Consider the following 22,002-nt stretch of genomic DNA (forward strand, 5'->3'; position numbering starts at 1 on the left):
TTAATCATCCAGCGGCATCACACCGGAAAGCGATGAAGAGAAGAATGTCCAATGAGACACAGGGAGTCTTTTTCTTGCGGGCGATGCGTGCGCTGCGCGGCGGCGCACACGCCCTTGCAGGACGCCTCAGCCTGCCGCTCATCATTATCGCGGCTTGGCAATCGGCTTCCGTCACAGGCCTGATTTCGCCCACCCTCTTGCCCTCCCCGCTCCATGTCGCCGAGACGGTGGCGTACCTGATCGACAGCGGAGAACTCTGGCGCCACGTCAGCGCCAGCGGCTTGCGAGTGATACAGGGCTTCGTCGCGGCTGCCGCGCTGGCGCTGACATTGGGAATCTCCATGGGAATCTTCAACCGCCTGGAGCGATTCGTGGATTTCCTGATTCAAATACTCAAGCCGGTTCCCCCTATCGCCTGGATTCCGCTGTCGGTCCTCTGGTTTGGCATTGACGAAGGCGCCAAGATTTTCATCATCGTGCTCGGCAGCTTTTTCCCGATTCTGACGACTACCGTGGACGCCATCCGCCAGACGGACCGACGCTACGTGGAGCTGGCCCGGACGCTGGAGCTGCCCCGCCATCTGTTCATCCGCAAGATCATGCTTCCGGGCGCTACGCCGCAGATCATGAGCGGTCTGCGCGTAGGCCTGGCCATGGCCTGGATGTGCGTTGTAGCCGCCGAGCTGATAGCAGCGCCCAGCGGAGTGGGCTTTCTGATCATGGACGGCCGGGCGATGTCCCAGGCAGATTTGGTGCTGGCAGGCATGCTGACCCTGGGTGTGCTTGGGAAGATCACTGACGACGTTCTACGGGCTGTGGAACAACCGCTGGTCCTCTGGCGTCCTCAGTTCAAGGGGATGACACGCACATGAATGCCCTATCGCAAGCGCCGCAACGGGCAGGCAACGCCATGCAGGCCCTGAATGTGAGCAAGCAATACCTGGGACCCCATGGCCAGTATGTGGCTGCGCTGGTGAACATAGATCTCGTTTTTCCCGAAGGCAGCATTACCTGTGTAGTGGGGACCAGCGGTTGCGGCAAGAGCACCTTGCTCAGGATCCTGGCGGGGCTGGATGGCGATCATGGCGGCAGCGTCACGCTAGGCACACAGACTTTCTCCGGGCCATCGCTCCAACGCGGCGTGGTGTTCCAGGACCATCGCCTGCTGCCCTGGATGACGATTGCGGAAAATGTGGCACTGGGCCTGCACCGCGAGACCGCCCAGAGACGCCAGGAGATCGTGGACCAGAAGCTGGAGTTGGTTGGGCTATTGGCGTTTCGCGACACCTATCCTGTACAGCTTTCGGGCGGCATGGCCCAGCGCGTAGCCATTGCGCGTGCGTTGGCGCACGAGCCGAGCGTGCTGCTGCTGGACGAGCCGTTTGGCGCGCTGGACACCATCACCCGGCTGCAGATGCAGGATGAGTTGCTCCGAATCCGCGAGAAGGAACGAGTGACGACCGTGCTGATCACCCATGACATCGAGGAAGCCGTCTATCTGGGCGATCGGATTGCCGTCCTGTCGAGCGGGCCGGGCACGGTACGGGCCGTGGTCGATGTCGAGTTGCCTCACCCGCGCAAGAGGACAAGCGCCAGCTTCGCGGCCTTGCGCCAGTCGCTTTACGAGCAATTTCTACAACATGCCTCCGGAGCGCCGCCAAGCAACGTGCCAGAGCGTGGCGATACGGCTTACACCCCGATAGCAGGTGGCACCCATGCGTGATCGATTCCGGAACCTCATGACAGCGGCGGTCTTCGGCGCAGCCTTCCTCTGCTCCATGGCGGCCCATGGCGCCGATACGCTGCGCCTGGGCGTCATGCCCTTCGTGCCGTATTCGGCAAGCCTGCTGGCCCGGCAATACGGCTGGGTGGAAGAGGAACTGAAAAAGGCCGGCCACAACGACGTCAGAGTCATCTGGACGCAATTTTCCGGCGGCCCGCCGATCAATGAAGCGTTTGCCTCCGGCAACCTGGACATCGCCGCGCTCGGTGACACTGCCGCATTGATCGGCCGCGCTTCCGGAATCGACCATCGCATTATCGGTCTGTCGTACAAGGGAGAGGAAACGCTGGCGCTGATGGTGCGCAAGGATGCGCCATTCCAGAGCGTGGCAGAGCTCAAGGGTAAGAAGGTGGCGACGTTGCGCGGGGGAAACGTGCATGAACTGCTGGCGCTTATCCTTGCCGAATCCGGCCTGAAACTGTCGGACGTACAGTTTCTCAACCTGTCTCTGCAGGACATGAACACGGCGCTGCTCAATAGCGATATTGACGCCGCGCTGGTGTGGGACCCCGTCTTCACTCAGTTGGAAACCGAAGGCCAGGCACGCACGCTGCGCGATGGCAAGGGCCTCAAGAGCAATCTGATTCCCATCATCGCCTCCGCATCGCTCATCCAGCAGAAGCCCGAGTATGTCCAGGCCTACCTGCGCGGTATCGCCCGCGGCGCCGACGCGCTGAAACGCCGGCCGCAGGAAACGGCCGCCGAGCTGGCTCCTGTTTTCGGATTGAGCCCGGCGCAGACGTTGACGGCATTCAGCCGTTCCACCTGGGTCCCGCGTCTGGACGCGCAAGCGTTGGCCGAACTGAGGCGTTCAGTCGAGTTCCTGTTGGGCAATCGAATGATCCGCAAACCATTGGATCTGGACACGTTTGTCGATCCTGCAGACGCCGCAACCACGGACCTGACAGGATACGTGGGACCTGCCGACCATCCCTCCAACCCAATCCCGGCGGGAGCACCCCATGCCTGAATCAAACGAAGGCATAGTGCGCCAAAACGCGGATGATCAGCCCCGGGCCTTGCCGGCACGGCTGGTGCTTCGACCCGTTGAGCGCCCTGATTTCCAAACTGTTCGCGACATCGTGCTCGAAGCGGAAGCGTTGGGCGCAAGCGCGGCGCTGATCACGGGCGGACGCGGCGCGCTGGAACCTCTGACCGCGGTGGCCGCATTGGCGCCGCTGACCGCCCACATAGGCCTGCTCGCCGAAGTCGACGCCGCCGAAACCCATCCCTATACCGCTGCCCGCAGGCTCGCGGCGCTCGATCATGTCAGTGGCGGCAGGGTTGGCTGGTCGCTGACAGGCGCTATCGAACCAGGCCGCATTCAGGACTACGTCAATGCGGTGCATGCGCTCTGGGATAGTTGGGATGACGATGCCCATCGATTCGACAAGCGCAGCGGCGTCTACATCGATACGGATCGGATCGCGGCAGCGGACCACGCAGGGCCGTTCTATCGGGTGGCAGGCCCGCTCGATATTCCTCGACCGCCGCAGGGCCGCCTGCCCAGGGTGGGCGATGACAGCACTGCAGATGTCTCTTTCAGTGAATGGATTGACGTCGTGGCAGATCCGACCGCATGGCGCAAGCTGCGCGCCCGGTTCGAACCGGGCGTCGCGGATACCGCCGGACGGCCGCCTCGGACGCTGCGGCGCGAGTTAGGCCTATCGGACATTCCCCCGCAGTACTCCAACCGTCTTGCCGCCGCCCCAAATCCATGACCGCTCAAGATCGATCGTTGATTCTGCTCGTGAACGCCTTTGTCGCGGGCCACCACGAGGGGGCTTGGCGGCTGCCCCAAGCTCAACCAGAACGCCTGCGTGACATCCGCTATCACCAGGAGATCGCCCGCCTCGCCGAGACTGGGGGCTTCCATGCCATGTTCGTCGCGGATTTCTTCGTGTTCAATCCGGGCGCGCGCCATAGCCCGCGCTGGGAACTGGATCCGCTGACGCTCCTGTCGGGTGTCGCGCAGGCGACCGAACGGCTGGGCTTGATCGCAACAGGATCGGCCACGCTGAGCACGCCGGAAGAAATTGCGCGCACCTTTTCCACGTTGGATCATGTCAGCGCCGGACGCGCCCTCTGGAACATCGTGACCAATGGCGATCCCGCGGCAGCCGCCAATTTTGGACAGGACAAGCCCGTACCGCATCAGCAGCGCTACCAGATCGGCGCGCAGGCTGTTCAAGAAGTGCTGCAGCTTTGGCGCAAAGGACAGGACGTGCCAGCGCCAGTCCAGTCGCATCCGGTTCTGGTGCAGGCCGGGTCCTCATCGGATGGCCGCGACTTCGCCTCGCGCTATGCCGAACTGGTATTCACCGCGCAAAACACCATCGGGGAGGCACATGCGTTTCGTCACGACTTGCTGACACGCGCCGCGGCGCATGGACGCAAGCCTGGTGCTGTGAAGCTCATACCCGGCATCAGCCCCGCCATCGGCAGCACGGTTGAAGAGGCGCGCCGCAAAAAGCGCGACCTTGACGAGTTGATCGTGCCGGAAGCTTCGCTGGCGTGGCTGGCTGGCTTTGGAATCGATCTGGGAGCCCACGAGCTGGACGGTCCCCTGCCGCCGATACTGGGTGACATCGATAGATTCGAAGGGATAAAAAGCCGCTTTGGGGTGATCGCTTCGGTAATCGAACGCCACCGCCCGACGACCATCCGTGCGTTGCTCCAGTTACTTGCGGGCAGTCGCGGCCATGCCAGCCTGAGCGGCACGCCGGAGAGCATCGCGGACCTGATTGCCGAGTGGTTCCAACAGGGCGCGGCCGATGGCTTCATGCTGATGCCGCATGCTTTCCCGAGCGAGTTCCAGTTGTTCGTGGACGAAGTCGTGCCCTTGCTACGCCGACGCGGCTTGCTGCGGAATGGAGAGCGGCAAGCGGGCTTGCGTGAGCGCCTGGGGTTGCCGATGGAAGGGCTGGGCGAGCGAATCTAGGAAAATATCTGCGCAATGCCCCCCAGATGAGGGTCTGAAAAGGCATTCGTCTGCCGCAGTAGGCCAAGGGCCTATGAAATGGGACAAAAGCGGCGCGATCGCCCGCAATCGACGAGCATCTGCCCCCCCCGACTCCAGAGGCACAAAGAAAATCCCGCCATATCAGTACATTTACATCCGCTCCTGCCGTAAATCTAGATAAGTCTGGTTTATTGAAAACAGGAGTTTGATGTGGCAGAAAAAGGCTTGATCCGTGGACTTGTGATCGGCGTACCCTCATTGGTGGTTTTGGGAGCCGCTTCCCTCTCCATGCTGGGGTACGGTGCAGCCAGTGCCATTGAAAGCCGCTTTGGCGTGCCTACGGAATTGACGTATGACACGCCACTAGATCTTCTGCATCTCTCCAGTCACGCGTTTTCCGGCTGGATAGAAATTGCGGACGAGATACACACCCTCGAAAACTTCAAACTGTTGGCCATCGTCATGGCGGCCATAGGCCTCGCAATCACCTTGGTTTTCATTGGCTCGCACACGTCGAAAGTGCGCGAACCCGTGATAAAGGCCGGAAGCAGCATCGCGCTCATGCTCTCCAAAATTCCTGGCTGGCAGTTCATTCAAAGAGGCCGGAGATGGCTGCGCAAGGAAATAATCAGCTTCATTCCACTAGCCGCACTCAGCATTGCACCTTGGCTACTTATTTTCGCCATGAAGACCGTGCTGATTCTATTTGCCCTCCTTCCCTATTTGGGATACGTGGGGGCAATGAAACAGCTCCAAACCTGGATAGTTTCCGCTGAGCATTGCACCCCAATCGGCAGCAGAAATGAGAGATTGATTCTCTCCGACCTTCCAAAGACATCTGCCCAGCAAGAGAACAAAAGCAAGGCCACTCCATGCCTCGCTCTCTGGAGAAACGGTTCCATGATTGCAGAAGGCCGACATGTCGCGTCAACCGGAAGCACCATCATCCTTTTTGATCCGGTAAGCGGCAATGTGACGATAGAGCCGACCGAGGGAAGCTCCTTGCGTTTACACGGCCTTTCCGCAGTGACGCTGAAAGAGTTGATTGAAACTCCCAACACCGACAACTAAGGCGGAAAATGGCCCGATCATTTGATAGAAAACATCTATAGCCTTGAAATAATCATAGCAAAATATATAAAATTACTTGCCTAAAGCAAATAATAATATGCCTTAAGCAAGTAATTGGAACTCCCCCATGACAGAGCAATCGCTCTACGACCGCGCCGAAGCGGTCCGGCATTTCAACCGTTTCTACACCCGCCAGATCGGCGTCCTGCATGAGCACCTGCTGGCCAGCGAGTTCTCGCTGACCGAAGTCCGCATTCTTTATGAACTGGCCCACAGGCCGGCGCTCAGCACCTCGGACCTGTGCCGGGAACTGAACCTGGACGCCGGGTATGTCAGCCGCGTGATCTCGGGCTTCGAAAAGAAAGGCTTGATCGCCAAGACGCGCTCGGCCGCGGATGCCCGCGTCGGCCTGCTGGAATTGACAGAGGCCGGCCGGGCGGCGTTTGCTCCGCTCAATGAAGCGTCCCGCAACGAGATCATCGCCATCCTCAAACAGCTATCGGAGCCGGCGCAAGCGCAGCTGGTCAATGCCATGAACGAAATCCAGAACCTGCTCGGCGACAAAGCCGCCCTGCCCTATGTGCTGCGCGATCCGCGCCCGGGCGACATGGGGCTGGTGGTGGCAAACCAGGCCACGGTCTATGCGCAAGAATTCGGTTGGAACTCGGAGTACGAGGCGCTCGTGGCCGAGATCGTGGCGAAGTTCATCCGGGAGTTCGACCGCGAGCGAGAGCGCTGCTGGATCGCGGAGAAGGACGGAAAGATGGTGGGCTCGGTCTTCGTGGTGCGGCAGGACGAAACCACGGCGAAGCTACGCCTGCTGTACGTGGACGGCTCCGCGCGCGGGCTGGGCATAGGCCATCGGCTGGTCGACGAGTGCCTGCGTTTTGCGCGGCAGGCGGGCTACAAGCGCATGGTGTTGTGGACCAATAGCGTGCTGACGGACGCGCGCCGGATCTATGAAAAGGCCGGCTTCGAACTGGTCGAGGAAGAACAGCACCACAGTTTCGGCAAGGATCTGGTGGGACAGTATTGGGCACGGGATCTGTAGGCCACGCGATGCATCCCTGCGGCCAGATCAAATCCGTTTCCACGGACAGGCTCGACTCCGATGAGTGAACGCGCCCAGGCCATATGCGCCGCCGCCGTCACAGGCGCGCTTGTGGGGGCCGCGATGGTGTCCACCCGCGCGGTGTCGAGCGACGTGTCGCCCGAGACGCTGGCTTTCCTGCGTTATGCCATCGGGGCGCTCGTGCTTGCCGCGCCCATGCTGCGGCGATGGTCTGTACGGTTCACGGCCAAGGATTTCTGCGCGGTGGCGGGCCTGGGCATACTGCAATTCGCGCTGCTGATATTGCTGTTGAACTACGCGCTGGCCCGGCTGCCGGCCGCCACTTGCGCGCTGGTGTTTTCCACGCTGCCGCTGGTAACGCTGTGCCTGGCGATTGCCACGGGACGCGAGCAGTTCAGCTGGCCGCGGCTGATCGGCGCGGGCGTGGCGGTCTCTGGGATTGCGCTATTGCTGCAACCCTCTGCCGCCGCGGTGGGCAGCGCCGCAGATGGCTGGGCATGGGCCGCCTTGTTGGGCGCGACCTTCATCGGCGCGGCTTGCAGTCTTTTATATCGTCCGTACCTGCGTCGCTATCCATCCATGTATGTCAGCGTGGTGGCGATGCTGGTGTCGGTCTTGTTCCTGGCGGGCGTCTGCCTGGCGCGAAGCGCGCCATTGCTGCCCAGCCTGTCCGGCTTTCAATGGGCGAACGTGGTGTTCATCGGGCTTTCCAGCGCAGTGGGCTATTTTTGCCTGCTGTGGGCGCTGAGCCGCCTGGAGGCAAGCCGGGTAATGTCGTTTCAGGCGCTGGCGCCGATCACGGCAGTATTGATCGAGCTGCTGAGCGGCTCGTATCCGCTGACCTGGCGCCTGACGGGGGCTTTTGTTCTGGTGTTATCGGGCGTCTGGTTCGGCACGCATGAACGGCGCGCGAGCGCCGCTTGACTCTGCCTCTGGAGCATCAAACCGTTCAGGTTTCTGGATTGATCCGGGCGCGCGTCTTCTCGTCCAGGATGCTGCGCACCAGCGCAAACAAAGGATCCGCGTCGGTGTGCTTCTGGCCGTAGGTCAGATTGAACCCATAGTCGAAATCCGGCGGATTCAAACCCTGCGTGTGCTGCAGGATGGTTTCCAGCTTGTCCAGGGCCTTGACGGCTTTGGCTTCCGGCGTGGCGGCATCCTCATATTCCTGCCAAAGCGCCAGGATTCCTGCGCGCTGTTGCTCATCCAGGGAACGGGTCAGGTGCAGCAGGTCGGCTTTCTCCTGTTTGGCCTTGTCCGGATGATGGTGTTTCTCGATCGCGGGTACGTCGCCATGGATGGCCTCGCCCAGATCGTGCAGCACACACAGCTTCAGAACCTTGAGCATGTCCAGGCCGGCCAACTCGTCTTCGAAGGCCATGGCCATCAGGCACAGGCGCCAGCTGTGTTCAGCCGTGCTTTCGGGGCGGCCGGTGGACGTGAATCCGCTACGCAGCACGCTCTTGAGTTTTTCGGCTTCCTGCAGAAAGGCCAGCCGGCCTTTGATGTTCTCGATATTCATTTCAATTCCAACCCAATGCGGCGCGGCCATGGGCCGCGCCGGCCATCACAAGGTCGGCTGCGGAATGGGGATATCCTTCGATATCAGGTCGCCGTCTTGAATCCTTGTGTCGCACCCGGAGCTAAGGCCCCACTTGGTGACCGTGCCGTCATCAATCCTGAACTTCTCCGTGCATCGGTAGATGGTGTTGTTGATGATGCCACGGACGTATTCGTACGAAATGATCTTGCCGCCGCTGGACAAGGTATAGCTGTTGGTGGGCGGCCCCCATTTGGAAACCAGCTTTTCTTCGCTTTCGCCAACCCACGATTGCATCATGTCAGCCCTGGTTTCCTGGCGTTCATTGTTGATCATATTGCCTAGCGGGGAACCCGCGCACCCGGCAAGCAGTTGAGCCACAAGAACCGTCAAGATTAGCTTCTTCATTTATTTTTTCCCCTGGGATCGGCCTGACATGGCCGTGGATTGCAAAGACAGCAGCTCGCAGTGCGGCCTAGCGGCAAGATTCCTTCGGCAGATCGAACCCGACCTTGACGCTGGTCGCGATCACGTTCTTGAAAGCTGCATCGGCGACGCTGTTGTAGCGGGCGTCGCAATTGAATTTGTTATTGAGCAGGTAATCCTTGCCTTCCGCCTTTTCCATCTGCGTGGCCCATTTCTCGGCTGCATCCAGCGCTTGGTCTCCGGCCTGTACAAAGCCCAGCATGATTTCCATGCCGCCGGCTGCGCGAGGCGCGGTCCAGCTTGCGTACACCCAGGGATCGGCGGCGTTGCCGCAGTCGGTCAGGCAATCTGCCGTATACGTCAGGTCGGAGCCAAAGGCGACGGGGGTGATTTTCTGCCCAGGCTTGGGCGCATATTCGCCGATGAAGCTGGCGAGGTCGGGCTTGCAGGTTTCGGAAGGTTCCAGGCTCAGCGCCGATACCTTGCCCGACTTGATCGTCGCGGTGACCAGGCAACCCTGCACATCGAACACGCGATCGTCGCCGTAGGATTCCTGCGGCGCGCCGGCTATCGTTTCGAAATGCGCCTGGCTCTTGCCCAGCATTTTTCCATTGAAGACTTCCTGCACGGTGGCGGCCTGCGCAATATTGCCGCCGGCCATCAGCAGCCCCATGGCCAAAACTCTGAAATACATACTGGATCAGGCTCCGTCGAATATGGGTTTTGCCGCGGGCCAAACCTCGCGCGCAAACGGAGCGTATTCAAACATAGATGGCACTGCACGGATGGGCAAAAAATCGGTAATTCACCGGCATACGCCTGCGGATACTTCGCATTCACTGGAAGCCGCGGATTCAAGCAGTAACAACTGCGCCAGCGGGGCAACAAATTATCACGTTTACGATACGGCCCTGGCAGATCGCCGTATGACCGGCCTCCGATTAACGCTTAGGCGCGAATATCACCTTGACCGGCGCGCCCTGCTTGACCGTGCTGGCCCAGGGGCCATTCTTCGGTTCGAACGCGGGATGCCAGGCCCTGAGTTCCGTATCGGAAATCCATTCAAGCTGCAGTTGCTCATCAGGCGTATACGACCGGAACTGCGTCAGCGCCACGATGAACGCATTGCACTTTTCCGACACGCCGGTCTCGACCACGGATACCTGGGTCTGCTCGTCCCAGGTCAGCGACCCGCGCTGCGGGCATTTGCGGACCTCGACGTGATACTTTCCGCCAGGCGAAGGGAGATCGGCGATGATTTTGTCGGGACCGCAAGCCGTCAGCAGCATGGACGACAGCAATACCAGCGGAATGCTTTTTTTCATTGAAAAGCCTTCTGACCGTGAAGGAGGTCAATCCGTGAAAACCTGCGCATGATACCTTGCGACCTTGCGCACCGTTGAAGCCTGAAGCGTTCACACATGGACGATCGATGAACACACCTACGCAATACTGCAGCCAGAAGTTTGCCCGCAAGCCCTGGAGGCTCGCATGCCGATAGCCCTGGCCGATCTGGAGCAAGGCGTCATGGAGCTGTTGCGCGCACAGCCCGCGTTCGCTGGCTGGAAGAAAAAGGGCAAGCGTTGCCTGTGGCGAGCCTGCGGCGAATTGCAGCAAGGCGTGGAACTGATCCGCTACAAGGGCTCGTTCGACGACGCGCAGCACGTGTCCTTGGGCGTTTACGTGTCCTTTCCGTATGAAAAGGAATGGCCGGTTTACGTGCCGGCAGAAGTCTGGAACAAGGGACGCCTGTACCGCCGCGCCTATTTGAAACCGCGAGAAGGGCTGATCCAGGACCCGACCCTGGGCAGCGGCGCGGTGTTCAAGATCAGCAGTGCGCAGGACCTGAAGGACTGGCTGTCGACCTTGGCGGCGGATGTCGAAAACCATCTGGCTCCATGGTTTCAGCGCTATCAGACTCTGGAGGAAGCGTGGTACGAGTACCGCATTCCGTCCTGGCGTCTGCAGGCGGCCGGCCTTAAACCGGAAGAAAGACCGGAGCGCTAAATCAAGGGAGAGTAAAGCCCGCCGCGCCATTCCCGAAGTTCTCCACGCTGCGCGGGGACGCAACGATAGGCTCGTTCTCGGGTCATATCGTTTTCGTCAATCTGCACATTCTGGCGACGCCACGGCCCCTTGCAGACGATATCTCCAAAAGAATATCGCACCCACGCCCGCACGGTGACATGTTTGTCAGCGACCTCACCGATCGGAAACTCAAGTGGTCTTAACGCATCCAATAACACCGGCGAAGAGACGATCAGCGGAACCGCAGGTGCCGCCGCTGCAATTCAGCAACGGTCCTGCACCCCATCAGCTTCATGGCCCGCTCGATCTCGACCCGCATCAGTTCCAGCGCCCGCTCCACGCCCGGCCGGCCGGCGGCCGCCAGCGGAAACAGGTAGTAGCGGCCCAGCCCCACGGCCTTGGCGCCTAGCGCCAGCGCCTTGAGTACATGAGTGCCACGCTGCACGCCGCCGTCCATCATCACGTCGATGCGGTCGCCAACCGCGTCGACGATTTCCGCGAGCTGGTCGAAAGCGCTGCGCGAACCGTCCAACTGGCGCCCGCCGTGGTTGGACAGCACGATGCCGGTGCAGCCGATGTCGGCCGCGCGCCTGGCGTCTTCCACCGACATCACGCCCTTCAGGCAGAACTGCCCGCCCCATTCCTGCACCATCGCGGCGACGTCGTCCCAGGTCATGGCCGGATCCAGCATGTCCGTGAAGTAGCGGCTGATGGACATGGCGCCCCCGCCCATGTCGACGTGGGTGTCCAGCTGCGGCAGCCGGAAGCGTTCGTGGGTGAGGTAGTTGAGCGCCCAGGCCGGCTTGGCGGCGAACTGCGCGATGCCGGCCAGATTGAGCCTGAACGGAATGGCGAAGCCGGTGCGCTTGTCGCGTTCGCGGTTGCCGCCAGTGATGCTGTCCACGGTCAGCATCATGACCTGCACACCGGCCTCCTTGGCGCGGGCCATCATCTCGCGGTTCAGGCCGCGGTCCTTGTGGAAGTAGAACTGGTAGACCTGGGGGCCGCCGCTGATCTTGCGGGCTTCTTCCAGGCTGACGGTGCCCAGCGAGGACACGCCGAACATGGTGCCGAACTTGCCCGCGGCGGCGGCCACGGCGCGTTCGCCGTCATGATGGAACAGCCGCTGCAAGGCGGTGGGCGAGCAATAGACCGGCAGCGCCAGCTTCTGGCCCATGACGGTCACCGACATGTCCACTTCCGCCACGCCGCGCAGCACATCAGGCAGCAGGTCGCAGGACTCAAAGGCCGCGGTGTTGCGCCGATAGGTGGTTTCATCGTCGGCCGCGCCGTCGATGTAATTGAAGATGGGGCCCGGCAGCCGCTGGCGGGCCATGCGGCGAAAGTCGTGGAAGTTCTGGCACTGATGCAGACGCATGGGTGGACCTTTATCGACACTACACGTACAGACAGCCTGAGCCCCCGGATGGAGCGGGAGGAATTGTAGACCGATAGCCACATTTCCAAGGCCATCAAAATGGACCCCAGCGCAGATCGTGTTAAATGCGGGCTTTCGCCCTACGAACGGAAGTACTCCGCAATGCCTCACCTCCTGCTCAAACCGGCCACGCTGATCGCGGCCGCCGTCCTGTCGCTGCCCGCCGCAACCGTCTCGGCGCAACAGAACCTGGAGCGCGCCACCTCCTTGGCCCAGATCCACGCCATCATGGAGTATTGCGAGGTGCTGACTCCCGAACTGCTGGAGGTCCTGAAGAAGCGGCAGCAGTCCGCCACGCGCGAGTCCGGCGTGTCGTCGCTGGTGTTCGATGCGGAGTATCTGCGCGCCTACGCCAAGGCGCGCAAAGACATGGCGGACTTCGGGGAGGAAGAAAAGGAGCTGACCTGCCAGCCCATGCGGGCCATGGCCGGCAAGGACTGAGCCCTCATTGCCACGCACCCGAAGTGGCTGCGCGGCGCCTTGAAACATGGCGCCGGCAAGCGTAGTCTGACACCGCTGATTCTTCCCCCCACTGCCATAGCCGGGAGCGATTCATGGCGCAGAAAGAACGACATAAGGGCCGCTTGATAGATCACATCGGGCTGGTGGTGCGCGACCTGCCCGCCAGCAAGGCGTTCTACACGGCGGTCTTCAATGCGTTGAAGATTCCCATCGGCGGTTCCGACGGCCCGGACTTCTGGACGGACGAGCTGTTCATTTCCTCGCGTGGCAGCGCCGAGGTGCAGGGCGAACTGACCGGCCGCATCCATCTGGCGTTCCAGGCGGAAGACCGGGCCATGGTAGATGCCTTCTACCAGGCGGCGTTGGCGCATGGCGGCCGGGATAACGGTCCGCCGGGCGAGCGCGCAAACTACCATGCCGGCTACTACGCCGCGTTCGTGCTGGACCCGGACGGCAACAATATCGAAGCCGTCACGCGCGCGGGCGCCCAACGCAGCGCGGCCTCGGTGCGGATCACCTACTGAACGCGCCGCCAGCGCCCGGGGCTGGACGTCAGGCCGCGCCCCGCGGCGCCTGGATCATCTTCCAGCCATTGCCCGCCGGATCGCGAAAGCCCGCGTCCACGCTGCCGTAGCGTTCGATGGGTTCCTGCGTGAACTCGACGCCCAACGCCTGCAGCCGGGCATAGTCTGCGCGGCAGTCGGCCACATGCAGGACCAGAGGCGGCATCGCGCCTTTGGCGACCATGGCACGCAGCGTCTGCGCCGTGGCCTCGTCGTGGATGGGCGGGCCGGGCGCAAACAGGCCGAGCTGAAACGAGGGCTGGTCCGGATGCTGGACCGTCAGCCACCGGTACGGCCCGTTGCGCACGTCCGTATGGACGCGGAATCCGAGCTTGTCCACGTAGAACGCCAGCGCCGCGTCCTGATCGTCCACGTATATACCCGCCACGTTGATGCCTGAGTTCATGAGACCTCCTTGGTTGATGGCGGAAATTTACCGTCGGTCTCGCGGCGGCGCTTCTCCAAAACAGCGATGTTGAGGTCGGGGCGCTGCGCGGCCTTCGCTAAGCAGCCGGGCATGCTGTCCAGTGGCGGCGTCCCCGCCCGCGCCTGCACCCGCATGGCGCTGGGGCTGAGCCCCGTGACGTCGCGGAAAATGCGGCTATAGGTGCCGAGGCTTTCCCACCCGGTCGCATAGGCGATTTCCGTGACGCTCTGCTCCGTGTCCCGCAGCATGGCCACGCTTTGTTCGATACGCCGCGTCAACAGGTAGCGGTGCGGCGGCAGGCCGAAGGCGCGCTTGAAGGAGTGCGCGAAATGGGCCTTGGAGATGCCGCTGACCTCGGCCAGGCGCTCCACCGGCCAGGCTTCGTGCGAGGCCGCGTCCATGCGGTCCTTGACGCGCAGCAGGCGGCGCAGCAAGCCCGGATCCTGCTGCGGGCCTGCGCCTGGCGCGGCTTGCGCCAGCAGCGTTCCCAGCTTCAGCAAGGCGTCTTCCTGCACCGTGCTATAGCCCACCACCACACCCGCCGCCAGCTCCACCTTGCGGCAGAAGTCCGCCACCGGCTGCATGCCCACGCCCGCGGCCCGCGCCGCCGCCACGGCCTGCGCCACATCCCAGCCCGGGGGCAGCCACCACAGCAGATGAAAGCCGGCGTGTTCGCCACCGACGCGCAATGCATCGCTGCCGACGGCCTGGCGCAAGGCGCGCAGCACGGCGTCGCGCCGGCGCGCGTACACGCCGCGCGCCTTGCGCACGTGGCGCGCGAAACTGCCGTCCTGCAGGAACGCGGCCAGCGTCATTTGCTCGATGATGCTGGGCGAGCGCCCCGCGCGGCGACGCGCCTGCACGAAAGCGGGCGCCAATTCCTTGGGCACCACCGCATAGCCGATGCGCAGCGCGTTGAACAAGGTCTTGTTGAAGCTGCCGCAATGGATGACGCGATCGGCCGTATCCAGGCTTTTCAGGGCGGCCAGCGGCGCGCCGTCGTAGCTGAATTCGCTGTCGTAGTCGTCCTCGACGATCCAGCAGCCGGCCTGCGCGGCCCAGTCCAGCAGCTCCAGGCGGCGGGACACGGGCATGGTGGCGCCGGTAGGCGCCTGGTGGGCGGGCGTGACGTGCACGAGCTTTACGCCGCGCTGGCGCCGGGCCTGCGCAACCGGAAAGCCCCCGGCATCGATGGCCAAGGGAACGATGTGCCGCGTGTACTGGCCGAAGATCGGTTCGGCATTCAGGTAGCCCGGATCCTCGATCAGCACCTTGTCCTGCGGCTGCAGCAGGAGATGGCCGCAGAGGTCCAGGCCGTCGCGGATGCCGCCCAGGACGATGACCTGCTCCGGATCGCAGCTGATGCCGCGCGCCGCGCCCAGATAGCGGGCGATCTGCTCGCGCAAGGGGCGCCAGCCTTGCGGTTCATCGTTGGCAAGCTGGGCCGGCGTGACGCGCCGCGCGCTGGCCATCAGCCCCTTGCGCCAGCGTTCCATGGGGAAGAGCGCGGCGTCGGCGCTGCGGGAGTAGAACTGGGAGTTGGGCTGCAACGGCGCGTAGATCGCGGCCATATGCGGCGCGGCCCCAGGCGGGCTGACAGCGGGCGCGGGCTGCGGCTCGCCTGCTTGCGTTGCCGGCCGCGGCTCCGGGGCCTGGGACGTTGCGGCGCTCTCGCCCGGCAACCCCGCCCGGAAAAAGTTGTCCGGAATCACCGCCGCCACGTATGTGCCCGAACCCACCGTGCCCGCGGTATAGCCTTCGCTGCGCAATTGATCGTAGGCAGCCTCGACCGTGGAGCGCGCAATGTGCCAGCGCGCGGCCAGGCTGCGCGTGGACGGCAGGCGCGCGCCGGACGGCAGCGCGCCCTTCAATATGCGTTCGCGGATCTCGCGGTAGACCCAGGCCTGCTTGGACTCCCCTGGCCGCGCGGCGTCCATCGGCAGGTCCAGGCTGGCTTCCTGGCGTTTCGCTCCTGGCTGCCCTGCGGAAAGTGGCTTGTTCATATTGAGAGAAATGGCTCTATTTCATGTAGCCATTCTATCGGTAGATTGGCTGCCTGAGCCCCATGCGGGGCAAATTTCCTGGAACCTGCCATGACCGCCACTGCGCCCTGCCACACCATCACCCTGGAGACCGGCCCCTTCTTCACGGACGGCACGACCTCGATCCTGGAGGCGGCACTGGCCCAGGGCATACCCGTACCCTTCTCCTGTCAGCGCGGGGCCTGCGGCTCATGCCGCGCCGTGGTCATGGATGGCAGCTATGAACGCATGGCGCCGCCCGCGGACGGCGGCTACCAGACGGCCAGCGACGAACTGCTGATGTGCCAGTGCCGCGCCGCCAGCGACCTGACGCTGCGCTTCCCGCATTGGCGCGCCCCCGAAGAACCCAGTCCGCCGCGCCGCGCCCGCGTCGCGTCGCGCCTGCCGCTGGCCCCGGACGTCACCCAGCTCATCGTCGAAATGCAGGGCGAGGACGACTACGGCTACCTGCCCGGCCAACATGCCCGACTGATCCTGGACGGCGGCGCCCGCCGCAACTTCTCGATTGCGAATGCGCCCGGCGCGGCGGGGCCTGCCCGGCTGGAGTTCCACATCCGCCGCATGCCCGGCGGCGCCTTCACCGATGGCATCCTGCCCGGCCTCCAGCCCGGCGACATGCTGACCCTGGACGGCGCGCAAGGCAGTTGCACCTGGCCTGCGGAGATGCCTGCCGGCATCGACCACCTGGTGCTGCTGGCCACCGGCACGGGCTATGCGGGCGTGGCTCCCATCCTTATGGCAGCGCTGCAAAGCCGCGCGCTGAAGACGGTGACCTTGTACTGGGGCGGACGCACGCCGGACGATTGCTACGCTGGGCAGATGCTGGACGCCTTGCAGGGCAAGGGCGACGGGTTCCAATGGCATGCAGTGCTGTCCCAGGCCGATAGCGCAGATGGCCAGCCCCGACGCCACGTGCAGGACGCCGCCATCGCGGCGGACCACGAGTGGTCACGCAGCCTGGTCTACGCCTGCGGCAATCCGGCAATGGTGCAGGCAGCCCACGACCGGCTGCTGGCGGTCGGCCTGCCCGCCGACCGCTACCGGTCCGAGGCCTTCCACCCCGCAGCGGGAGACACGGCCGGCGCCGCGCCGCAGCGCGAGGCGCATCCTTGGGAACGCCTCAGTCCGCGCTACACGCTGGCAGGCATCCTGGACGCGCGCCGGAGATCCATGCAGGCGGTGGCGGAAATCGCCGCGCTGATGCGCCCCGGCATGACCACGCGCGAGGCCATCGCCGTGGCGGATGAGCACCTGCGCCAAATGGGCGCGTCCAACAACTGGCACCCGACCTATGTGCGCTTCGGCCCGGACACGCAATCGCCGCCCGTTCAGCGCACCGACTACGACCGCAAGCTGCAGGAACACGACATCTTCGTGCTGGACATCGGCCCGGTGTGGGACGGCCACGAGGGCGACTATGGCGACACCTTCGTGCTGGGCGCGGATGCGGACCGCCAGCGCTGCGCCGAGGCCGCGCGCGAGGTCTTCCGGCGCGCCCGCCTGGCGTGGCTGGAAGGCCTGACGGGCGCCGCCCTGTACGACCGCGCCTCGGAATATGCGCGCGAGCTAGGCTGCGAACTGGTGCGCGAGATTCCCGGGCACCGGGTATCGGATTTTCCGCATGCGCTGTACGGCAAACATCTGCTGGCGCAGGCGGACTTCGTACCCGCCGACGGCATCTGGGTACTGGAGATCCAGGTGCGGGATGCAGAGCGGCCGATGGGCGCGTTCTACGAGGACGTGTTGCTGCGCTAGCGCGGCGGGCGCGAAGCCCGCGCCTTACCCCCGCTGGCTCAGTGCCCGGCTGATCCGGTGCTTCGACACGGTGGTCTTCGGCACATGGAACGGGAACCAGCTGCGCACGTCCTCGTCCAGCCCGATGCCGTGCATGTAGTTGTAGATGGCTTTCTTCAACGCCTTGCCCAGCGCGTCGTGGTCCACGCCGGTAGGGTCATGGAAGCCGACGTCGTTCTTGGCGAAGGTGATCGGCGGCAGGGGCTTGAGGGTAACGCCGTATTCCTCGGGGTTCTGTCCCACCGGTGAATGCACCGTACAGGCGAACCGGTGGAAAAAGCCGCTCTGGATGCAGCCGTTGTCGAACAGTTGCCGCACGTACTCCAGCGCGTCCACGGTGTCCTGCACGGTCTGCGTGGGAAAGCCGTACATCAGGTAGGCATGCACCAGGATGCCGGCGTCCGTGAAGGCGCGCGTGACCCGTGCCACCTGGTCGACCGAGACGCCCTTCTTCATCAGGTTCAGCAGGCGGTCCGAGGCGACCTCCAGGCCGCCCGATACGGCGATGCAGCCGCTGTCTGCCAGCAGCTCGCAGAGTTCGGGGCTGAAGGTCTTTTCGAAGCGAATGTTGCCCCACCACGAAATATCGGTGTTGCGCGCGATCAGCTCGGTCGCCAGCGCCTTGAGCGACTTGGGCGGCGCGGCCTCGTCGACGAAATGGAAGCCGGTCTGCCCGGTTTCGCGCACGATGGCCTCGATGCGATCGGCCAGCACCGCGGCGGACGCGCCTTCGTAGCGGCCGATGTAGTCCAGGCTGACGTCGCAGAAGCTGCATTTCTTCCAATAACAGCCATGCGCCACGGTCAGCTTGTTCCAGCGCCCGTCGCTCCACAGCCGGTTCATGGGATTCAGCATGTCCAGCAACGACAGGTAGCGGTCCAGCGGCAGCCCATCCCAGGTGGGCGTGCCCACCTCGGCAAAGGCGATGTCGGGTTCGACCATGTTGACGTAGCGCACCGCGCCCGTGTCCGCGTCGCGCAGGAAAGTGCGCACCAAGCGCTGGCGCGAACGCTTGCCCTGCAGGTGTTCCAGGAGCGACAGCAAGGGACGCTCGCCCGCGTCCAGGGTCACGTAGTCGAAATAATCGAAGACCCGCGGGTCTTTCAGTTCGCGCAGTTCGGTATTGACGAAGCCGCCGCCCAGCACGGTGACGATGCCGGGATCGTGCGCCTTGATGGTCTGGGCGATGCGGAAGGCGGCGTAGACCGCGCCGGGGAACGGCACGGACAGGAGCACCACGGTGGGTGTGTGGCGGGCCAGCGCTTCTGAAGTCAGGCTGCGCAGCATGTCATCCACCAGCGTGGGCGGCGCCGCCAGCGCCTGGGCCAGCGGGTCGAACGTGGGCTGGCTGCCCGCCAGCGATTCGGCGTAGCGCACGAACTCGAAACGCGGATCCACCGCGTCGCGCAGCACGTCGGCCAGGTCGTTCAGGTACAGGGTCGCCAGGTGCTTGGCACGGTCATGCAGGCCCAGGGCGCCGAAGGCCCAGCCCAGCGGATCGCCGCCGTCTTCGTCCAGATACACGTCCAGCGAACTGAAGCGCGGCCCCTCGGGCAGGAAATGGCGGCCGACGATGCGGTGCGCCAACGTCGAATCGCGGCCCTGCAGGAAGGCGATCACGGGCCCGATGGTCGCCAGGTAGCGCGCCTGCTGCGCCACGAAGGACTGGACCGCGGGGCTGTGCTTGTCCGCCGGCAAGGCGGCGACGCGTTCCGCCACGGCGCGCAGGCCGTCGGCCGACAGCAGGCGCAGCACCAGGGCCAACGCCAGGTCTTCCTGGAACGAGGTCACGTCGCGCGACCGCAGAAAGCCGGTGAGGTAGGCGGTGGACGGATACGGAGTATTGAGCTGCGTCATCGGCGGAATGACCGACAGCACGCGTAGAGGCAAAGAGGACATGAAACACGGCAAGATTGCCGTCGAAGCGGGGATCGGGGCCATTATAGGCAGCGCGGCGGAACCGGACCCGGCTGTCAGGGAACGACCGCCGGGTTGCGCCGGACGCAGGCGTCAAAGATCGCCGAGCACGCGGGGATCGAATTGCCAGCGGTGGCTGCCATTCACGCTGCACACCGCCGTCGTCTTCTTGTCGCGCTTCGGACCGATCTCCCGGAGCTTCAATTCGCCATTGCATACCGGGCACTGGCCGCCAATCTCGGTGTAGAAAACCTCGCCGGCGCGATTGGCCTCCAGGTTGCACATCATTAAAACCCGCGAATAACGCTTGCGTTTCAGGTCACGCCCCGTCTCCAGGCTGACGAGGCTCAGGAAAATCAGGATGAACCACCACGCCGACATCCCCCAGGCATAGACGCCCAGGGCGGTGAGCGCCAAGCCTGCCGCGCCGGCTGCCAACAGCCAAACCACCCTGACGGGCTTGCCGCGCAGCCGCAGGGGCACAATGTGGTAGCGCTGGAATGCTTCGGCCCAGCCGCCGCGAGAGGCCACGGCAGTTGGCGCACTGGCGGCGGGCTGCGGGCTCGTCGCAGCGGGCGGCGTCTCATCCGCCCCAAAACTGCCGGTGTCCGATGCGAAGATGCTCTTGCTGGGCATGTTGCCCAGCACTCTTGCGCATTCGTCGCATACGCTGTTCTTGCCCTTGTGGGCGGCTCCGCATCTAGAGCAATGCACGCTATCCCCTCGACTGGAAACTTTAATCCGGCACCATTATTACCATTATTCTTGGGTTCCCGCCGCAACCCGTCCCGCCTGACGTCATTTCATGCGCAACCGATCAGACCCATTTGCCCCGCCCCCCAAGCAACGGAACGTCCGCCTCAATTCGTTGCTCTGGATCCTGGAACCGCTGGAGCGCGATGCCGGCTACCTGCGCCGCAAGATGTTCGGCTGCGACGCGGCCTACCTGGACGGCCTGTTGTACCTGGTCGCCGCCGATCGCGAGGATCCCTGGAGCGGCCTGCTCGTCTGCACCTCGCAGGAACGCCATGAGGCGCTGTCGGCGGAGTTCCCAGCCCTGCGCCAGCACCCGGTGCTGGGAAAATGGCTGTACCTGCCTCAAACCGACGAGGACTTCGAAACGGTCGCGGCGCGCATGGCGCAGCTTGCGCTGGCGCGGGATCCGCGGATGGGGGTGGCGCCCAGGCCCAGGTCGCGGCGCCGGACCTGATCCGCGCCGGTTGCCGTCAGCAGTTCAGCGCGTTTGCGGCGGCGCCCGCCAGCTCCACCCGGTTCCCGCCCAGCGCCTTGGCCTGATACAACGCCCGATCGGCCGCGGCCAGCGCGTCGACCAAGGGCGGAACCTTGTCCTCGAACTGCGCCAGCCCGACGCTGACCGTGGCCGGTATGCCCAGACTGTCGTCCCGGCCGGACACCGTCACGGCAAAGCGTTGCGCCACGGCCGCGCCCAACACCGTGGCGCGGCGCGCGTCGGGGCCGGACAAGAGCGCGGCGAATTCCTCGCCGCCCAGGCGGGCGAGCAGCACGTCTTCACCCAGCACGCAACGCGCGCTATCGGCGAAGAATTTCAGCACCTGGTCGCCTGCCTGATGGCCATACCTGTCGTTGATGGACTTGAACTGGTCCAGATCGAAGGCCAGCACGGCAACCGGCCCGCGCCCTGCTCCACCCTCGATGATGCGTGCGCCCTGCTCGAAGAACCAGCGGCGATTGCCCAGGCGGGTCAGATAGTCGGTCTGAGATTCCCGCAGCAGTTGGCCGTGGGTCTCTTCGCGGATCAGCTTGAGCAGCGTCATCGGCAGCACGATCGAATACAGCACGCCTTCATACATGGTGAGGGTGCTGGCGGTCAGGTGTATGGCCGGCCCGTGCTCCGCCACCCACCAGGGCAGGATGAAGGCGCGCGCGGCGTAGACCAGTGCGTGGATGGTTACCGCCGCCGTTGCGATGCGCAGCGGCGTCAACGACCTGAGCGACTGGCAGCGCAGCAGTTCCCAAGCGGTCACGCCGCTGACCAACGCGATCGGGAATGCGCTGATGTATTTCCAGACAAGGTCCTCCCACCGGGCCCCGGCCCCCAGCCAGATCAGCGCCATGACGACCAGCAGGCCAATGGAAGCTCCCCGGTAGCGCCTGCCGCTCAGCGAGGCCGCGCCGTTCATGATGAGGAGATAGCCGCTGAGGACAATGAGATTGGCGACCGCCGAGCCCAGCGGGCTGGGAAGCCTCGCGCGAAACAGCGCGACAGTGCAGCCCACGGCCAGCGTGGCGAAACCCGCCGCCAGGATACGCAATGATCCGCTGCGGCTAGGGTGGGTCCGATGCTCCCAGAACGTCAGGCCTGCACTGGCGAGCAGCGTTCCAATGATGATGAAGTAAAGGGTGAGGAGATCGACGTACATCTTCAACGCGTGAATATCGCGCCGCGGCAATCGCCGCGGCCAGCAAGAATTCTACGTGGGAAATGCGTCATGGAA

At 63.9% G+C, this 22,002-nt stretch carries 23 protein-coding genes; 13 read left to right on the forward strand and 10 right to left on the reverse strand.

Annotated features, from left to right (window positions below; genetic code table 11):
• The first annotated feature begins 44 nt into the window (after positions 1-44).
• The 8 genes from IB259_RS07720 (at position 45) to IB259_RS07755 (ending at position 7,812) form a co-directional block, all read left to right on the forward strand.
• Positions 45-872 carry an ABC transporter permease gene (locus IB259_RS07720; RefSeq protein ID WP_054456290.1) on the forward strand — a complete coding sequence of 276 codons (828 nt, stop codon included), beginning with the start codon at positions 45-47 and terminating at the stop codon, positions 870-872.
• Positions 869-1,723, forward strand: coding sequence for an ABC transporter ATP-binding protein (locus tag IB259_RS07725; RefSeq protein WP_225596784.1), 855 nt, complete (start codon positions 869-871; stop codon positions 1,721-1,723). Before IB259_RS07720 ends, IB259_RS07725 begins: the two co-directional genes overlap by 4 nt.
• On the forward strand, positions 1,716-2,753 hold the full coding sequence (locus tag IB259_RS07730) for an aliphatic sulfonate ABC transporter substrate-binding protein (RefSeq protein WP_192328395.1): 1,038 nt from the start codon (positions 1,716-1,718) through the stop codon (positions 2,751-2,753). Before IB259_RS07725 ends, IB259_RS07730 begins: the two co-directional genes overlap by 8 nt.
• Complete coding sequence (locus tag IB259_RS07735) at positions 2,746-3,504, forward strand: LLM class flavin-dependent oxidoreductase (RefSeq protein ID WP_192328398.1); 759 nt, start codon at positions 2,746-2,748, stop codon at positions 3,502-3,504. Before IB259_RS07730 ends, IB259_RS07735 begins: the two co-directional genes overlap by 8 nt.
• Entirely contained in the window at positions 3,501-4,724 is a 1,224-nt protein-coding gene (locus IB259_RS07740) for an LLM class flavin-dependent oxidoreductase (protein ID WP_192328401.1), read from the forward strand. The genes IB259_RS07735 and IB259_RS07740 overlap by 4 nt, the downstream gene beginning before the upstream one ends.
• A 231-nt stretch (positions 4,725-4,955) precedes the next feature.
• Entirely contained in the window at positions 4,956-5,816 is an 861-nt protein-coding gene (locus tag IB259_RS07745; RefSeq protein WP_192328403.1) for a hypothetical protein, read from the forward strand.
• Positions 5,817-5,943: 127 nt separating this feature from the next.
• Positions 5,944-6,867, forward strand: a complete 924-nt coding sequence (locus tag IB259_RS07750) for a bifunctional helix-turn-helix transcriptional regulator/GNAT family N-acetyltransferase (protein WP_175181363.1) — start codon at positions 5,944-5,946, stop codon at positions 6,865-6,867.
• A 60-nt stretch (positions 6,868-6,927) separates the two neighbouring features.
• The gene (locus IB259_RS07755) at positions 6,928-7,812 is read left to right on the forward strand and encodes a DMT family transporter (RefSeq protein ID WP_192328406.1); all 885 of its coding nucleotides are present in this window, start codon (positions 6,928-6,930) and stop codon (positions 7,810-7,812) included.
• A 25-nt stretch (positions 7,813-7,837) separates the two neighbouring features.
• Here IB259_RS07755 and IB259_RS07760 read toward each other — a convergent pair whose 3' ends face one another.
• The 4 genes from IB259_RS07760 to IB259_RS07775 all read right to left on the reverse strand — a co-directional run bounded on the left by IB259_RS07760 (position 7,838) and on the right by IB259_RS07775 (position 10,179).
• Positions 7,838-8,410, reverse strand: a complete 573-nt coding sequence (locus tag IB259_RS07760; protein WP_125472351.1) for an HD family hydrolase — start codon at positions 8,408-8,410, stop codon at positions 7,838-7,840.
• A 45-nt stretch (positions 8,411-8,455) separates the two neighbouring features.
• On the reverse strand, positions 8,456-8,836 hold the full coding sequence (locus tag IB259_RS07765) for a hypothetical protein (protein WP_192328409.1): 381 nt from the start codon (positions 8,834-8,836) through the stop codon (positions 8,456-8,458).
• Between the two features lie 67 nt (positions 8,837-8,903).
• Positions 8,904-9,548, reverse strand: a complete 645-nt coding sequence (locus IB259_RS07770) for a hypothetical protein (RefSeq protein ID WP_125472352.1) — start codon at positions 9,546-9,548, stop codon at positions 8,904-8,906.
• Between the two features lie 247 nt (positions 9,549-9,795).
• Positions 9,796-10,179, reverse strand: a complete 384-nt coding sequence (locus tag IB259_RS07775; RefSeq protein WP_054456281.1) for a hypothetical protein — start codon at positions 10,177-10,179, stop codon at positions 9,796-9,798.
• A gap of 166 nt (positions 10,180-10,345) precedes the next feature.
• Here IB259_RS07775 and IB259_RS07780 point away from each other — a divergent pair, with 166 nt between their 5' ends.
• Positions 10,346-10,861: a hypothetical protein gene (locus IB259_RS07780; protein ID WP_054456280.1), complete on the forward strand. Its 516-nt coding sequence runs from the start codon at positions 10,346-10,348 to the stop codon at positions 10,859-10,861.
• A gap of 253 nt (positions 10,862-11,114) precedes the next feature.
• Here the strand turns inward: IB259_RS07780 and IB259_RS07785 are convergent, their stop codons facing one another.
• Positions 11,115-12,260, reverse strand: a complete 1,146-nt coding sequence (locus IB259_RS07785) for an alpha-hydroxy acid oxidase (protein ID WP_175162298.1) — start codon at positions 12,258-12,260, stop codon at positions 11,115-11,117.
• Positions 12,261-12,422: 162 nt separating this feature from the next.
• Here IB259_RS07785 and IB259_RS07790 point away from each other — a divergent pair, with 162 nt between their 5' ends.
• Together IB259_RS07790 and IB259_RS07795 are read left to right on the forward strand one after the other, a co-directional pair.
• Positions 12,423-12,761 (forward strand): hypothetical protein, encoded by a 339-nt coding sequence (locus IB259_RS07790; protein WP_119451289.1) that lies wholly within the window; start codon positions 12,423-12,425, stop codon positions 12,759-12,761.
• A 113-nt stretch (positions 12,762-12,874) separates the two neighbouring features.
• Positions 12,875-13,306, forward strand: coding sequence for a VOC family protein (locus tag IB259_RS07795; protein ID WP_054456277.1), 432 nt, complete (start codon positions 12,875-12,877; stop codon positions 13,304-13,306).
• 28 nt (positions 13,307-13,334) lie between these two features.
• On the opposite strand, the gene IB259_RS07800 is transcribed toward IB259_RS07795, so the two are convergent.
• Both IB259_RS07800 and IB259_RS07805 read right to left on the reverse strand, forming a co-directional pair.
• Positions 13,335-13,751, reverse strand: coding sequence for a VOC family protein (locus tag IB259_RS07800; RefSeq protein WP_054456276.1), 417 nt, complete (start codon positions 13,749-13,751; stop codon positions 13,335-13,337).
• Entirely contained in the window at positions 13,748-15,775 is a 2,028-nt protein-coding gene (locus tag IB259_RS07805; RefSeq protein WP_175162296.1) for an aminotransferase class I/II-fold pyridoxal phosphate-dependent enzyme, read from the reverse strand. Before IB259_RS07805 ends, IB259_RS07800 begins: the two co-directional genes overlap by 4 nt.
• A 90-nt stretch (positions 15,776-15,865) precedes the next feature.
• On the opposite strand from IB259_RS07805, the gene IB259_RS07810 reads away from it, so the two are divergent.
• A complete protein-coding gene (locus tag IB259_RS07810) occupies positions 15,866-17,569 on the forward strand; it encodes an NAD(P)H dependent flavin oxidoreductase family protein (RefSeq protein WP_175162294.1) in 1,704 nt (567 codons plus the stop codon).
• A gap of 24 nt (positions 17,570-17,593) precedes the next feature.
• Here the strand turns inward: IB259_RS07810 and IB259_RS07815 are convergent, their stop codons facing one another.
• Positions 17,594-19,507: a radical SAM protein gene (locus IB259_RS07815; protein ID WP_175162292.1), complete on the reverse strand. Its 1,914-nt coding sequence runs from the start codon at positions 19,505-19,507 to the stop codon at positions 17,594-17,596.
• Between the two features lie 111 nt (positions 19,508-19,618).
• Positions 19,619-20,161: a hypothetical protein gene (locus IB259_RS07820; RefSeq protein WP_175162290.1), complete on the reverse strand. Its 543-nt coding sequence runs from the start codon at positions 20,159-20,161 to the stop codon at positions 19,619-19,621.
• A 169-nt stretch (positions 20,162-20,330) separates the two neighbouring features.
• On the opposite strand from IB259_RS07820, the gene IB259_RS07825 reads away from it, so the two are divergent.
• Complete coding sequence (locus tag IB259_RS07825) at positions 20,331-20,735, forward strand: hypothetical protein (RefSeq protein ID WP_192328412.1); 405 nt, start codon at positions 20,331-20,333, stop codon at positions 20,733-20,735.
• 16 nt (positions 20,736-20,751) lie between these two features.
• On the opposite strand, the gene IB259_RS07830 is transcribed toward IB259_RS07825, so the two are convergent.
• Positions 20,752-21,927 carry a diguanylate cyclase gene (locus tag IB259_RS07830; protein WP_175162286.1) on the reverse strand — a complete coding sequence of 392 codons (1,176 nt, stop codon included), beginning with the start codon at positions 21,925-21,927 and terminating at the stop codon, positions 20,752-20,754.
• Between the last annotated feature and the right edge of the window lie 75 nt (positions 21,928-22,002).

The sequence above is a fragment of the Achromobacter sp. ACM04 genome (genome assembly GCF_014851465.1).
GTDB classification, from domain to species: domain Bacteria; phylum Pseudomonadota; class Gammaproteobacteria; order Burkholderiales; family Burkholderiaceae_B; genus Achromobacter; species Achromobacter aegrifaciens.

Coding starts and splice junctions, on each gene's coding strand:
- IB259_RS07720 (WP_054456290.1), top strand. CDS start 45: ATGTCCAATGAGACACAGGGAGTCTTTTTCTTGCGGGCGATGCGTGCG.
- IB259_RS07725 (WP_225596784.1), top strand. CDS start 869: ATGAATGCCCTATCGCAAGCGCCGCAACGGGCAGGCAACGCCATGCAG.
- IB259_RS07730 (WP_192328395.1), top strand. CDS start 1,716: ATGCGTGATCGATTCCGGAACCTCATGACAGCGGCGGTCTTCGGCGCA.
- IB259_RS07735 (WP_192328398.1), top strand. CDS start 2,746: ATGCCTGAATCAAACGAAGGCATAGTGCGCCAAAACGCGGATGATCAG.
- IB259_RS07740 (WP_192328401.1), top strand. CDS start 3,501: ATGACCGCTCAAGATCGATCGTTGATTCTGCTCGTGAACGCCTTTGTC.
- IB259_RS07750 (WP_175181363.1), top strand. CDS start 5,944: ATGACAGAGCAATCGCTCTACGACCGCGCCGAAGCGGTCCGGCATTTC.
- IB259_RS07755 (WP_192328406.1), top strand. CDS start 6,928: ATGAGTGAACGCGCCCAGGCCATATGCGCCGCCGCCGTCACAGGCGCG.
- IB259_RS07760 (WP_125472351.1), bottom strand. CDS start 8,410: ATGAATATCGAGAACATCAAAGGCCGGCTGGCCTTTCTGCAGGAAGCC.
- IB259_RS07765 (WP_192328409.1), bottom strand. CDS start 8,836: ATGAAGAAGCTAATCTTGACGGTTCTTGTGGCTCAACTGCTTGCCGGG.
- IB259_RS07770 (WP_125472352.1), bottom strand. CDS start 9,548: ATGTATTTCAGAGTTTTGGCCATGGGGCTGCTGATGGCCGGCGGCAAT.
- IB259_RS07775 (WP_054456281.1), bottom strand. CDS start 10,179: ATGAAAAAAAGCATTCCGCTGGTATTGCTGTCGTCCATGCTGCTGACG.
- IB259_RS07780 (WP_054456280.1), top strand. CDS start 10,346: ATGCCGATAGCCCTGGCCGATCTGGAGCAAGGCGTCATGGAGCTGTTG.
- IB259_RS07785 (WP_175162298.1), bottom strand. CDS start 12,260: ATGCGTCTGCATCAGTGCCAGAACTTCCACGACTTTCGCCGCATGGCC.
- IB259_RS07790 (WP_119451289.1), top strand. CDS start 12,423: ATGCCTCACCTCCTGCTCAAACCGGCCACGCTGATCGCGGCCGCCGTC.
- IB259_RS07795 (WP_054456277.1), top strand. CDS start 12,875: ATGGCGCAGAAAGAACGACATAAGGGCCGCTTGATAGATCACATCGGG.
- IB259_RS07800 (WP_054456276.1), bottom strand. CDS start 13,751: ATGAACTCAGGCATCAACGTGGCGGGTATATACGTGGACGATCAGGAC.
- IB259_RS07805 (WP_175162296.1), bottom strand. CDS start 15,775: ATGAACAAGCCACTTTCCGCAGGGCAGCCAGGAGCGAAACGCCAGGAA.
- IB259_RS07810 (WP_175162294.1), top strand. CDS start 15,866: ATGACCGCCACTGCGCCCTGCCACACCATCACCCTGGAGACCGGCCCC.
- IB259_RS07815 (WP_175162292.1), bottom strand. CDS start 19,507: ATGTCCTCTTTGCCTCTACGCGTGCTGTCGGTCATTCCGCCGATGACG.
- IB259_RS07820 (WP_175162290.1), bottom strand. CDS start 20,161: ATGCCCAGCAAGAGCATCTTCGCATCGGACACCGGCAGTTTTGGGGCG.
- IB259_RS07825 (WP_192328412.1), top strand. CDS start 20,331: ATGCGCAACCGATCAGACCCATTTGCCCCGCCCCCCAAGCAACGGAAC.
- IB259_RS07830 (WP_175162286.1), bottom strand. CDS start 21,927: ATGTACGTCGATCTCCTCACCCTTTACTTCATCATCATTGGAACGCTG.